The 12,704-nt window shown below is 65.4% G+C and carries 11 protein-coding genes and 1 pseudogene; 9 read left to right on the plus strand and 3 right to left on the minus strand.

The window, feature by feature from the left end; translation table 11 throughout:
• The first annotated feature begins 152 nt into the window (after positions 1-152).
• From ACCQ03_RS05500 to ACCQ03_RS05540, 9 genes and pseudogenes are all read left to right on the plus strand, one after another.
• A complete protein-coding gene (locus ACCQ03_RS05500) occupies positions 153-599 on the plus strand; it encodes a hypothetical protein (protein WP_150117245.1) in 447 nt (148 codons plus the stop codon).
• A 36-nt stretch (positions 600-635) separates the two neighbouring features.
• Positions 636-1,094 (plus strand): hypothetical protein, encoded by a 459-nt coding sequence (locus tag ACCQ03_RS05505; protein WP_139791021.1) that lies wholly within the window; start codon positions 636-638, stop codon positions 1,092-1,094.
• 41 nt (positions 1,095-1,135) lie between these two features.
• Entirely contained in the window at positions 1,136-2,452 is a 1,317-nt protein-coding gene (folC, locus tag ACCQ03_RS05510; RefSeq protein WP_372359843.1) for a bifunctional tetrahydrofolate synthase/dihydrofolate synthase, read from the plus strand.
• 67 nt (positions 2,453-2,519) lie between these two features.
• Positions 2,520-3,602, plus strand: a complete 1,083-nt coding sequence (locus ACCQ03_RS05515) for an SPOR domain-containing protein (protein WP_057678506.1) — start codon at positions 2,520-2,522, stop codon at positions 3,600-3,602.
• A gap of 213 nt (positions 3,603-3,815) precedes the next feature.
• On the plus strand, positions 3,816-4,562 hold the full coding sequence (locus tag ACCQ03_RS05520) for a CvpA family protein (RefSeq protein ID WP_057678507.1): 747 nt from the start codon (positions 3,816-3,818) through the stop codon (positions 4,560-4,562).
• 30 nt (positions 4,563-4,592) lie between these two features.
• Positions 4,593-6,059: an amidophosphoribosyltransferase gene (purF, locus tag ACCQ03_RS05525; RefSeq protein ID WP_003483730.1), complete on the plus strand. Its 1,467-nt coding sequence runs from the start codon at positions 4,593-4,595 to the stop codon at positions 6,057-6,059.
• Positions 6,060-6,233: 174 nt separating this feature from the next.
• Positions 6,234-7,079 carry a ferritin-like domain-containing protein gene (locus ACCQ03_RS05530; RefSeq protein ID WP_017156249.1) on the plus strand — a complete coding sequence of 282 codons (846 nt, stop codon included), beginning with the start codon at positions 6,234-6,236 and terminating at the stop codon, positions 7,077-7,079.
• A gap of 571 nt (positions 7,080-7,650) precedes the next feature.
• Positions 7,651-8,903: pseudogene (locus ACCQ03_RS05535) on the plus strand (zinc-dependent metalloprotease).
• A gap of 134 nt (positions 8,904-9,037) precedes the next feature.
• Entirely contained in the window at positions 9,038-9,457 is a 420-nt protein-coding gene (locus ACCQ03_RS05540; RefSeq protein ID WP_017156253.1) for a hypothetical protein, read from the plus strand.
• Between the two features lie 184 nt (positions 9,458-9,641).
• On the opposite strand, the gene lpxH is transcribed toward ACCQ03_RS05540, so the two are convergent.
• The 3 genes from lpxH to ACCQ03_RS05555 all read right to left on the minus strand — a co-directional run bounded on the left by lpxH (position 9,642) and on the right by ACCQ03_RS05555 (position 12,607).
• On the minus strand, positions 9,642-10,385 hold the full coding sequence (gene lpxH, locus ACCQ03_RS05545) for a UDP-2,3-diacylglucosamine diphosphatase (protein ID WP_057661881.1): 744 nt from the start codon (positions 10,383-10,385) through the stop codon (positions 9,642-9,644).
• 562 nt (positions 10,386-10,947) lie between these two features.
• On the minus strand, positions 10,948-11,490 hold the full coding sequence (locus ACCQ03_RS05550) for a phosphatase PAP2 family protein (protein WP_011050667.1): 543 nt from the start codon (positions 11,488-11,490) through the stop codon (positions 10,948-10,950).
• On the minus strand, positions 11,471-12,607 hold the full coding sequence (locus tag ACCQ03_RS05555) for a glycosyltransferase family 4 protein (protein ID WP_057678601.1): 1,137 nt from the start codon (positions 12,605-12,607) through the stop codon (positions 11,471-11,473). Before ACCQ03_RS05555 ends, ACCQ03_RS05550 begins: the two co-directional genes overlap by 20 nt.
• Positions 12,608-12,704: the final 97 nt, after the last annotated feature.

Consider the following 12,704-nt stretch of genomic DNA (forward strand, 5'->3'; position numbering starts at 1 on the left):
TGGCAACGTCAGCGCAGGTCTACCAGGACGGAGACGAGTCATCATGGACATGTCGCGGTTCAAAGAAAGATTGTGGCCGGTATGCCTCTTTCTGACATTCTTGTTTTTTTCTGCAGGTCCACTATTTCAGGTTTCTTCCGCCAACGAATGCATTGATCGATCTGACCTTTGTGGTCGCATGTGTTGCAGCTGCGATGTTTTTTTCCTTGTTGCTGTGGGCCAATGCAACTGGCCGGCTTCAACGTCAGATCGAAGCACATGGTGCCGGCAGCGTCATGTTCCGGTGGTCGTTGCTGGGCATCGTCATTGCGATGCTGGGATGGTCATTGATCCTCAGACTCGGTCCCTGGGTATGGACAGAAGTCTTTGGCGATGTGTACTCAGAAGATGTCTTGATCCGCTCGGCTTCTGGGAGTTTGCTCTGCCCGCATGCGGTAACGGTGGACCCCATGCCGCGTGGAGCCCCGCAACGGCTTTGTCTGCTGGCTGGTGAAGTTCCTGATTTGGGTGACGGATATGTACAGGCAGTGATCGAGGGGAAACGCTCAGCTGCTGGCTCTACAGTGCGCAATCTTCATCTCAATGCCACCCATCAGTGATTGGGTAGTGATGCGCGTCCTGACGGATGGCGTGATGTGGTTGCTCAAGTGATGGCGTGCGATCTAGTGACGGTATTCGCGATATACGGTGTACCGTTATTATTGGGCTTATTATGCTTGTTGCTGCTATGCAGGCTGCTGCCATGGCTGTTCACCGTGGTGGTGGGCGAGTCATACGAAACGACATACGTGATGCAGGCGCATCACCAATATGATCGCAAGCTTTGCGAATACCGATTAACTGGTGGGCCGATGGAAGGTGCCGTGCCAGGCTATCTCTGCATCAATGAGTCGTCTTATCGGCGCCATCTGGAGCAACCGGTGCAGGTGTTATTGACCGGCCAGCGGTCTGTGCTGGGCGTGCGGATTAAAGGGATTTACGAGAATGAACCACGCAACACCAGGGTTCGAACTCGGATAGCGCTTGGCGTGGTCGGCAGTCACGTGGAAGTGCATGCACGGTTTTTCATCGGGCCTCAGCCATCGCTTTGCTGATAAATTGTGCGCTGCATTGGCGATAATGCTCCCCAATACGCATGAAGTCAGGTAACCCCTTGCCCACTCCCAGCACACTTTTCGACTGGCTCGCCTACATCGAGCAGCAGCATCCCAGCAGCATCGCGATGGGGTTGGAGCGTGTGCGCGAAGTGGCCGCGCGCTTGCAGATCGCCGCGCCGGCCAAGCACGTCATCGTCGTGGGCGGGACCAATGGCAAGGGCTCGACCGTGGCCTTCATCGAGTCGATCGGTCGCGCCGCCGGCTGGAAGGTGGGTGCCTACACCTCGCCGCATTTGCTGCGCTACAACGAGCGCGTGCGTATCGATGGCGAAGAGGCCAGCGACGCGCAGCTGGCCGCGGCGTTTGCGGCGGTCGAAGCAGCGCGCGGCGACACGGCGTTGACCTATTTCGAGTTCGGCACCCTGGCGGCGCTATGGTTGTTCCAGCAGTCCGCGCTGGAGTTGGCGGTGCTGGAAATCGGCCTGGGCGGGCGCCTGGATGCGGTGAACATCGTCGATTCGGATGTGGCGGTGATCACCACCGTGGATATCGACCACACCGACTGGCTGGGCGAAGACCGCGAGGCCATCGGCACCGAGAAGGCCGGGATCATCCGCGCCTGGAAGCCGGTGGTGCTGGGCGAGATCGACCCGCCGTCCAGTGTGCTGCGTCGCGCCTACCAGCTCGGTGCCAATGCAATCCGTGCCGGTAGCGATTATTTCTTCGAGCCGATCGACACACAGCACGCCGAGAGCCCGCGAGCCGATGCGCCGCAGTGGCGCTGGCGCGATGTGGCCGTGACGCTGGAACTGCCGATGCCGGCACTGCACGCGCCGGTGCAGCTGGCCAACGCCGCTGCCGCGATCGCCGCATTGCAGGCACTGCCGGTGGACGTGCCCGGCGCGGCCTGGGCACAGGGCATCGGCAACGCGCACGTGGCCGGACGACTGCAGCGGCTTGAGGTCGATGGCGTGCAGATATTGCTGGACGTCGGCCATAACCCGCAGGCCGCGCGCGCGCTGGCCGCCGCGCTCGGTGCGCAGGCGCATGCCGGCAGCACCTATGCGATCTACGCCGCATTGGCCGACAAGGATGTGCTGGGCGTGGTGGAGGCAGTCGCTGCGCAGATCGACCACTGGGCGCTGGCGGGGCTGGAAGGCGCACGCGGCCAATCGGCGCAGGCGTTGCAGGCCCGGCTGCAAGGCAGTGCCGCCGCGCAGGCGCCGTGTCATCGCGATGTTGCCGGCGCAGTGCACGCGGTCCTGGACGCGGCCAGCCCCGGCGACCGCGTGCTGGTGTTAGGCTCGTTTCACACCGTGGCCGACGCGCTTGACGCACTTCATTCAGCCCGCTGAGGTCGTCGGGGTGGCGCCGGCCTTATAATCGCCGCGGCACCCCGCCACGCCGCCTCTCGTCTCTTCCGTGGATACTGCTCTGAAACAGCGACTGATTGGCGCCATCGTTCTGGTGGCGCTTGCCGTGATCTTCCTGCCGATGCTGGTCAAGGGCCCCGCGCCGTCGAGCGGTGTGGCCGATGTGCCGCTCGAGGCGCCCGCAGCGCCCGCCAATGGCGAGTTCGAAACCCGCGAATTGCCGCTGGTCACTCCGGGCAATGCACCGGCCGGTGGCGCGCTGGGCATGGCCGGCGCGCCGGCGCCGGTGCAGAACAACTCCGACGCCGCAGATCTGGCCGCTCCATCCAGCACGCCCTCGGCTCCGGAAGTGGCTGCCGGCAACTACGCTGTGAATTTCGGTGCATACGCCACCAGCGCCGACGCCGACGCGGTGATTGCACGGCTCAAGCAGGCGCAGTTGCCCGGTTTCAGCGAAAAGACCCAGATCAACGGCCGCCCGGCCTGGCGCGTGCGCGTGGGGCCGTATGCCGACCAGGCCCAGGCCGAATCGGCCCGGCTGCAGGCAGTGAAGGTGCGCAGCGACGTCAACGCCCAGGTGGTGACGTTGGATGCCAACGCCGCTGCGCCGGCGCCCGTCGCCAGCGCGCCGGTGCCTGCACCTGCTGCCAAACCCGGCAGCAGCGTCGCTGCCGCCGGCACCACCGCACCGACCAAGACCGAAAGCCTGCCGCCGGAGCCCGCCAAACCGGTGGTCGCCGCGCCCAAGCCCGCCGAAGTGGCCAAGCCCGCGCCGACCAAGTCTGAGGTCGCCAAGCCTGCAACCCCTACGCCTGCAGCCGCCAAGCCGGAGCTTGCCGCCAAGCCCGAGCCTGCCAAGCCGGTGGTCACCGCGCCGGCTGCGCCTGCGGCCAGTGCGGTCGGGTTTGCCGTGCAGCTGGGTGCGTTCGGTCGTGCCGAAGACGCCGATGCCTTGCGCGACCGCGTGCGCGCCGCAGGCTTCAGCGCCTTCGTCGAACAGGTGCGGACCGACAAGGGCGCGTTGAACCGTGTGCGTGTCGGCCCGGTCGCCAATCGCAGCGATGCCGAACAGTTGCGTGCCCAGGTGGCAGCCAAGGTCGGTATCTCCGGCATGGTGCGTCCGCATCCGTAATCGCAATGCCGGCCGCAAGCAAGCGCGGCCGCCGCGCAGGTGGCAGCCGCTCGTACACTGCACTACCTGTGGACCGTCACGTGTCTGCCAACTGCCTGCACTGCGTGCCTGCAGCTGCTGGATTTTCGAACGCCTCGCACCCATGGAGGGGAGGGCAATGACGACCGAGCCCAATTGCACTCACGGCGCGCGCGCCACGCGGAGAAGTTGCCCATGATCGACATGGTGCTGGGCGTCATCATTCTGGTGTCGGCCCTGTTGGGCTTGCTGCGTGGCTTTGTCGCGATCGTGGTGGGCACGTTGTCGTGGCTGCTGGCCGGGTGGGCCACCTTCATGTTCGGCGGCGCAGCCGCGCGCTGGCTGGCCGATGGCAAGCATCCGTCTGCGACCGAATCGTTCGGCGGTTACGCCATGGTGTTCGTCGGCGTGCTAATCAGCGTGGCGGTGATTGGCATGGTGATCCGCGCGGGCGTGGATGCGATCAAGCTTGGCGGCACCGACCGCATGCTCGGGTTCGGCCTGGGCGTGGTGCGCGGTGCGTTTCTGGCCAGCGTGCTGGTACTGCTGATGGGCTTCACCCCGCTGCCGCGCGAGCCGGCATGGCGCCAGTCGGTGCTGCTGCCCATGCTGCAGCCGGGCGCGGGCTGGATGCGTGCGCAGCTGCCGGCCTGGCGAATGCCATCGATGGAGATGCCATCAATGGAACTCGGCAACTTGCCCACGGAGTTGGGGAAGTTGCCTTCGGCAGGCGATAATACGGATCTGGGCAAGGCACTTGGCGGTTCCGGGCTGAGCGACACCATCACCCGTGCGCTTGGCAAACCCGGCAAGACGGCTGGCGACGGACGCGATCCGACGCAGGCGATGCCGGCCAACATCGATCCGGCGCAGGTTCGCGGCGGAGAAAGCGACCCGGCTCGGGTCGAATCCCAAGGCCAGGCACGGCCACCTTCACAGTAACGGCGCAAGCCGAAGCGGAGAACGCGCACCATGTGTGGCATCGTCGGTATTGTCGGCAACCAGAACGTCGCCGGGCAGCTGTATGACGGCCTGACCGTCCTGCAGCATCGTGGGCAGGACGCCGCAGGCATCGCCACCGCAGACGGCACGCGCCTGCGCGTGCAGAAGGCCAATGGCCTGGTGCGCGACGTCTTCGACGAAAAGAAGATGGCGGTGCTGGAAGGCCGCGTCGGTATCGCGCATTGCCGCTACCCGACCGCAGGCTCGGAAGGCATGGACGAGGCGCAGCCGTTCTACGTCAATTCGCCCTACGGCATCGCGCTGGCGCACAACGGCAACCTGATCAACACCGAGGCGTTGCGCCAGCAGGTGTTCGAAGCCGACCGCCGCAACATCAACACCGATTCGGACAGCGAAGTGCTGTTGAACGTGTTCGCCTACGAGCTGGACGCGCAGCGCATGCTCACCCCCGAAGCGGCGATCCGTGCGGTGGCCGGCGTGCACCGCCGCTGCAAGGGCGGCTACGCGGTGGTCAGCGTGGTGCTGGGCCTGGGCCTGGTCGCGTTCCGCGACCCGCACGGCATCCGCCCGCTGGTGCTGGGCAAGCGCGAGCATGCCGAAGGCACCGAATACATCGTGTCCTCCGAATCGGCAGCGCTGGATATCCTCGGCTACCAGCGCGTGCGCGATGTGCGCCCGGGTGAAGCGCTGGTGATCACCGCGCGCGGCGAGCTGTTCTCGGAAGTCTGCGCCGCGCCGACCAACAACGCGCCATGCATTTTCGAGTACGTGTATTTCGCGCGTCCCGATTCGATGATCGACAACATCTCGGTGCACAAGGCGCGCATGCGCATGGGCCTGAAGCTGGGCGAAAAGATCCTGCGCCTGCGCCCGGACCATGACATCGACACCATCATTCCGATCCCGGACACCTCGCGCGATGTGGCGCTGGAGATGTCCAACGTGCTCGGCGTGAAATACCGCGAGGGCTTCGTCAAGAATCGCTACGTGGGCCGTACCTTCATCATGCCGGGGCAGGGCGAACGCCAGAAATCGGTACGCCGCAAGCTCAACCCGATCCACCTGGAATTCCGCAACCGCGTGGTGCTGCTGGTGGACGATTCGATCGTGCGCGGCACCACCAGCCGGCAGATCGTGCAGATGGCACGCGATGCCGGCGCACGCAAGGTGTACCTGGCCTCGGCCGCGCCGCCGGTGCGTTACCCCAACATCTACGGCATCGACATGCCGGCGGCCGAAGAACTCATTGCGCATGGCCGCAGCGAGCTGGAAATCCAGGAGTTCCTGGGCTGCGACTGGCTGATCTACCAGGATCTGGAAGACCTGGAAGTGGCGGTGCGCGAAGGCAACCCGGACATCAAGCAGTTCGATTCCTCGTGCTTCAACGGCGAATACATCACCGGCATCGAGCCGGGGTATTTCGAACGCATCCAGCAGCTGCGCTCGGACGATGCCAAGAAGCGTCGCCGCGCCTGAGTCACCGAGGCGCGGCGGCCGCCTGGCCGCGCTGGTAGGCGTGCGGATGGCATCGGCAGGGTGTGGCGACCAAAGCGCTGCAGCCATCCACACGCTCGAGGGTGCGCGCCTGCACAACGGGCAGTGGCCTGCGGCCGAACGCGTGCAAGCGCAATCGGTTTCTGCAGCGCGCCATTGCCTCGTCCGGCCAACGGCATGAGCAGCGATCCGTTCGCAAGCGCGGATCTGTTCGACGCCGCGCGCCTGTGCCTGGACCAGGCCGACCCGCGACAGAAAGTCGCGCTGACCCAGCACTACGCAGCCGCCTTTCGCGAAGGCGTCCTGACGCTCGATCCGGCGGCGCCTGCGCCTGCGCCGATCCGCATGCCAGGCCGTCCGCCGGCGCCACTGCTGGTGCATCCGCGCGACTTGCCGCGCCGTGGACTGGGCACGCCGGAAGGGCGCGCTGCGTTCATTCACGCCATTGCGCACATCGAGCTCAACGCCATCGATCTGGCGTGGGATGCGGTGTACCGCTTTCGCGGGCTTCCCGCGGCGTTCTACGCCGATTGGGTGGCGGTGGCCGACGATGAATCGCGCCACTTCATGTTGCTGCGCGCACGATTGCAGGCGCACGACCACGACTACGGCGATTTCGCCGCGCATAACGGGTTGTGGGAAATGTGCGAGAAGACGGCACACGACGGTCTGGCGCGCATGGCGCTGGTGCCGCGCGTGCTCGAAGCGCGCGGCCTGGACGTGACACCGGCAATGATCGTCAAGCTTCGCTCGCTCGGCGACGCTGCCACGGCCGAAGTGCTCGAAACCATCCTGCGCGAAGAAGTGGCGCACGTGGCCGCCGGCTCGCGTTGGTACCGCTGGTATTGCGAGCAGGCCGGTGTCGAGCCGCGCGCACGGTTCAAGGCGCTGCTGCGCGAATACGCCGGCGGGTATCTGCATGGGCCGTTCAATCTGCAGGCGCGCCTGCTTGCCGGCTTCGACGAGGACGAGCTGGCCGACCTGGTGGAGCAGGCTGGCTGAGCGTGGCCTGCATGTGAGTCGCGAACCTGCGTTGCTGGCCTGCGTCGTGGATCTGACGCCTGCGTGCGCGAATTCCAATGACGCCACACACGCCGCGTCACGCGCCACAGATTGGAGCGCCTCTTCGCGTCATGGCCGATGCGGCGAGCATCGATGCACGCCGTGCCATGCGTGACGACGTGGCGCCGCGCGCCATCTGCACCGACGCCGACGCCGACGCGGTGCGGTGTCGGCAACACAGGCGAGGATCGACACAGCCGATCGCGTGGCGATGCAATCAGGTCCATGTGCATCGATCTGTTTGATCTCGTGGGATCGCCCTGTTGTCTGCGAAGGCGGCTGTGCTCGTTCGACACGCTCGCTAAAAACATGCGCTGTGACTGGGACTGTGCGCTGGTTCCTCTTCCAGAACTGCTGGAATCGCATCCAGGTCTTGGCAAACATCACAGAAACATAATTTTCCGTTGCAACAACTTGCATTCGGTACAGGCACGCGCGCCCTAATGGCGTCCCGGGGGCAGGGGCCAGGTGTTTCACATCCGTAACTTTCATGTCTTAGGAGAGAAAGACGATGAAGTCGAAGTCGATGTGCACCACGGTCGGTCTGATTGCCATGTGCCTGGCCGGCTCGGCCGCCGCTGCCGGCAAACCGTTGTATCAAACCGGCCCTGCGCTGAGCCGCAGTGCCACCGCCACCGCTGCAGCCGAACCTTCGCTGCAACGCCTGTTGAGCGCCCCGTCCACTGCCAACGCGCAAGTGGTTCAGCTCGCGCCGGCGCGGTGACCGCCTCGGAAAAATTGCTGGAGCTGCAGCTGGATGGTCAGGCCATCACAGCCACCCAGGCCAAGGTCGATGCCCTGGAGGGCGGCGACAGCGTGTGGTACGGCAATCTCGGGCCGCGTGCCGGCACCCGCGCGCGCACGCTGTCGGGCGTGGACCCGCTGAACTCGGCCATCTTGGTGCGCAGCGGCGACACCGTGACCGGTACGATTCGCTACGCCGGCAAGCTCTATCGCTTGCGTCCGCTGGCCGATGGCCGCCACGTGCTGGTGCAAGTGGATGAGCAACGCATGCCGCAGGAGCACCCGGCCGACTACAGCCTGCTGCCGAAGTTCGATATGCCCGGCGATGGACGCGTGAGCGCTGCGGCCGCCTCATCAGGTAGCCCGGCTACCATTCGCGTGCTCGTGGTCGCCACCAACAAGGCCGTGACCGCTTACGGCGGCAACATGCAATCGCTGGTGCAACTGGCGGTGGCCGAAGCCAACCAGGGTTACATCAACAGCAACGTGGGCATCACCTTGCAGCTGGCGCGCTACGAGACCACCAGCTACACCGAGACCGGCAACTTCACGACCGACCTGCAGCGTTTCCGCGTGACCAACGACGGCTACATGGACAGCATCCACACCAGCCGCAACACCTACACGGCCGATGTGGGAGTCATCGTGCTGGATAACAGCAGCTACTGCGGCCTGGCATCGGGTATCGGCTCTAACGCCGCGAGCGCATTTGCTTCGGTGTACTGGGATTGCGCCACCGGCTACTACAGCTTCGCCCATGAAATCGGGCATCTGCAAAGCGCACGCCACGACGCCACCAACGACCCGAGCACCTCGCCGTACGCGTATGGCCACGGCTACCGCTACGGCAACAGCTGGCGCACCATCATGGCCTACGACTGCACCAGCGGTTGCCCGCGCCTGAACTACTGGTCCAACCCCAACATCAGCTACAACGGCGTGCCCATTGGCAATGCCAGCACCGCCGACAACCAACGCGTACTGGTCAATACCAAGGCCACGATCGCCGCCTTCCGTTAAGCGGTTGTCGACCGATCCAAGCCCGGCCCGGCACCGCAAGTGCCGGGCGTTCTAGCTACACCCGCGCGCATGGATCGCGCAGACTAGGCGCACCGCCGGTGACTGCCGGCCTTGTCCTGTCGAGCGGAGCCCTCATGTCCACGTCCCTGCGTCATGCGCTTGTGTTCCTGGCCGCGCTGACGGTTGCCGGATGCAAGCAGCAACCGGCCGACCCTGTCGCCACGCAACCCAAACCTGCCGTGAGCGCATCGGCGGCGCCTCCCAGCGAAGACGCGCAAGCTCGCGCGCTGCAGGCGCTCCAAACCCGCTTGCAGGGCGACAAGGTGTACCCGGATAACTGCATCAGCATCATGGCCGAGGACGGCGATGCACCTGCGCCGGACACGTTCGATTTTGCGGTGCGCGAACGCCATGGCGACGGCTGCCCCGGCGACCCGCAGACCAGCCCGGTACGCGACCGGTTCCGCGTGCAGGCCGATGGCACGCTGCTGTGGTACGACGTGGTGAATGCCGATTTCGTCGACTACGCCGAGCGTGCGCGAAGCGCGCAGTGATGCGTTGCGGTCATTGATTGGCACACCTGACGATGCTGCGCGCCTCGATCGGCAAGCGCTGCCGATCCATCGTTGCGTCGCCGCGCGTCTGTGGCCTCAGGCGCGCTTTCGCGCATGCTGCATGCCCTGAATGCAGCACTGCGCCGCCGCGCCTGCCATGGCACGGCAATGTGGATCGGCTGTGTTACAGCGCCAACTGCTCCAGCGACACGCCATCGGCATCCACGCGCAGGACCGAGCCTTGCTCGTACCAGTCGCCCAGCACGATGCGCGTGCAGGTGGTGCCGCCGGCCTGCAAGGTGTGGATGGCAGGGCGATGGGTATGGCCGTGGATCAGTCGATCCAGCCCGTAACGCACGAAGGTGGCTTCCACTTCGGCCGGCGCCACGTCGGTGACGGTTTCGAAGCGCGACTGGTCGCCCTGCTTGAGTTCTGCATGCCGCGCCTGACTGGCCGCGCGCGCCTGCTGCGCGAACGCAACGCGTGCGGCCAGCGGCTGGGCCAGGAACTGCGCCTGGAACACCGGGTCGCGCGTCTGCGCGCGGAAGGCCTGGTAGGCCGTGTCGTCGGTGCACAGCAAGTCGCCGTGCATCAGTAGCGTGGTGTGCCCGTACAGATCGATGACGGTGGGGTCGGGCAGGATCCGGAAGCCCGCCCGTTGCGCGTAGGCTTCGCCCACCAGGAAGTCGCGGTTGCCGGCCATGAAGAACACCGGCACGCCCGAATCTGCCACTGCATGCAGGGCCACCGCCACTGCATCGGCGGCGGTGGATGGAGTGTCGTCGCCGATCCAGGCTTCGAACAGATCGCCCAGGATGTAGAGCGCGTCGCTCCCGGGCACCTGCGTACGCAGGAAGTCCAGGAACAACTCGGTGATCGCCGGCCGGGCCGGATCCAGATGCAGGTCGGAAATGAACAGGGTCGTCATTGCGCCATTGTACGGCGGCAGCGCGGGGCGGGAATCGGGAATCGGGAATCGGGAATCGGGAATCGGGAATCGCAGAAGCATTGCAGCTCCGCGGCGATTGGTGGGCCAACTCGCAACGACACCGCAGGCTGGCGATCGCCAGTCAGACATCCTGCGGGTCGCACGTGCCGTGGCACATGCGCGCGGGTGGGCACCCTTCCGTCAGTCCACCGCGTACCGTCAGCGCAAGATCCCCGCGAAGCGTCAGTGCAAGATCCCCTCTCCCTGCGGAACAGGGGTGGGGGTGAGGGTACGGGGCGAAGCCACGCGCTGAAGTCGCAATTGCTGCGCTGGGTTCTTTTCGACTTTTACGAAACGCCCATCGACGGCGAGTGCATGAGGCTTCGACGGTACCCTCATCGGCCCCTGCGCGGCCCCTTCTCCCCCACAAAGATGGCCAATGTCCCGAAGGGAGAAGGATGAAGCGAAGAGGTCTTGCTGCTGACTGGGCAGCGTCTTGGTCGCTGTCCGTTTGCCGTTACGCTTACCTGTCAGCGAGCCGCCATCACGCAACCCCCAGCGCTCATCCCAGCACCACCGGCAAGCCCCATAGCGACAGGCTCGCCAGCAGCACGCCGATCAGCGTGGCGGCCAGCACGTCGCTGGGATAATGCAGCCCCAGCACCACCCGCGAGAGCGCCACGCCGGCCGAAAACGGCACTAGCAAGGGGGCCAGCCAGGGGTAGTAGGCCAGCGCCACGATGCTGAAGGACACCGCGTGCAAGGTATGGCCGGAGGGGAAACTGAACTCGTCCAGCGGCGCCACCCATGCGCGAATCCGCACGTCCGCCGCATACGGGCGCGGACGCCGTGTCCAGCGTTTGAGCGCCTTGTACAACGTCAATGCAAGCACGCCGGTGGCGGCCATGTGCGCCGATGCACGCACACCGTCCATGCCGTCGAGCACTACCAGCAACCCCATCAAGGCGTACCAGAACACGCCGTCGCCCAGCCGGCTGATGGTGGCGAAGACACGCCGTACCGGGTTGCGTCGGCACCACAGATTGGCGCGTCGGCACCAGCGCGCTTCGTGACCGCGCAAGACCTCAAGCCGCGTTGACGACATAACGCCCCCGTGCAGCACTGATTCCCAGCAACAAGGCTTCGAAATCGGAGACCACATTGTCCGGATGCAATTTCTTCATCGCCTGCGCCGCCGCCGTGCCCATGCGCCGGCGCAGTGCGTCGTCTTCGGTCAGCGCGACGGCGGCCTGGATAAAGGCCTCGTCGGTGTCCACCGCCGCGCCGGTATGGCCGTTGCGCAGATATTCGCGGGCCGCGCCGTAGTCGAAAGCGACCGTCGCCACGCCGCTGGCCATTGCTTCCAGCGTCACATTGCCGAAGGTTTCGCTGCGGCTGGGAAATAGGAACAGATCGCCGCTGGCGAAGTGACGCGCCAATGCATCGCTACGCTGGACACCGCAGAAAATGAAGTCCGGATTGTCGTGCGCAAGCTTCTCGCGCGCCGGGCCATCGCCCACCCAGACGAAACGCGCCTTCGGGCGGATCTGCTGCAGTTTGCGAAAGGCGCGTACAGCCAGCGGCAGATTCTTTTCGCTGGCAATACGCCCCACATAGATGGCGGCAAAGCCTTCGCCTTCGATGCCCCAATCGGCGCGCAATGCGACATCGCGACGGCTCGGATCGAATTGCTGGCTATCCACCGCGCGCGCCAGCAATTGCACGCGCTCGAAGCCATCGTCGCGCAGGAACTGCTGCAACTCGCGCGTGGGCACCAGGGTGGCATCGGCCTGGTTGTGGAAGCGCCGCATCCAGCGCAGCGCGGTGCCCTGCAGCCAGGCGGCACCGTAGTCGGGCAGGTATTCGTCGAAGCGGGTGTGGAAGCCGGTGGCGACCGGAATGCCGAGCCGGCGGGCCGCGCGCATTGCCGACCAGCCCAGGGGGCCTTCCGTGGCCACATAGATCGCGTCCGGTTGCGTGCTGCGCCAATGACGGACGAGGCGTTGCGTCGCCGGCAGGCCGAATTTCAATCCCGGGTAGCGCGGCAACGAGGCGCCACGCACCAGCAGCGCATCGGTCGGCGCGGTATCGGCGCTCTGGCGTGGCCGCACCACATCTACCTGGTGTCCACGCGCACGCAGACCGGTTTCCAGACCATGCACGGTCAACGCAACACCGTTGACCTCGGGGGGGTAGGTTTCGGTAACGATCGCGTAGCGCATGCCCGTTCTCCCGTTTTGACTAGCTTCCGGGAGTGCGATGGCATTGATGTTGCGCCGATAAGACGTGGCGGTGACAGCTGTGACGGGAATGGAGAAT

The organism is Xanthomonas sp. NCPPB 3569 (genome assembly GCF_041475645.2).
Lineage (GTDB): Bacteria > Pseudomonadota > Gammaproteobacteria > Xanthomonadales > Xanthomonadaceae > Xanthomonas > Xanthomonas phaseoli.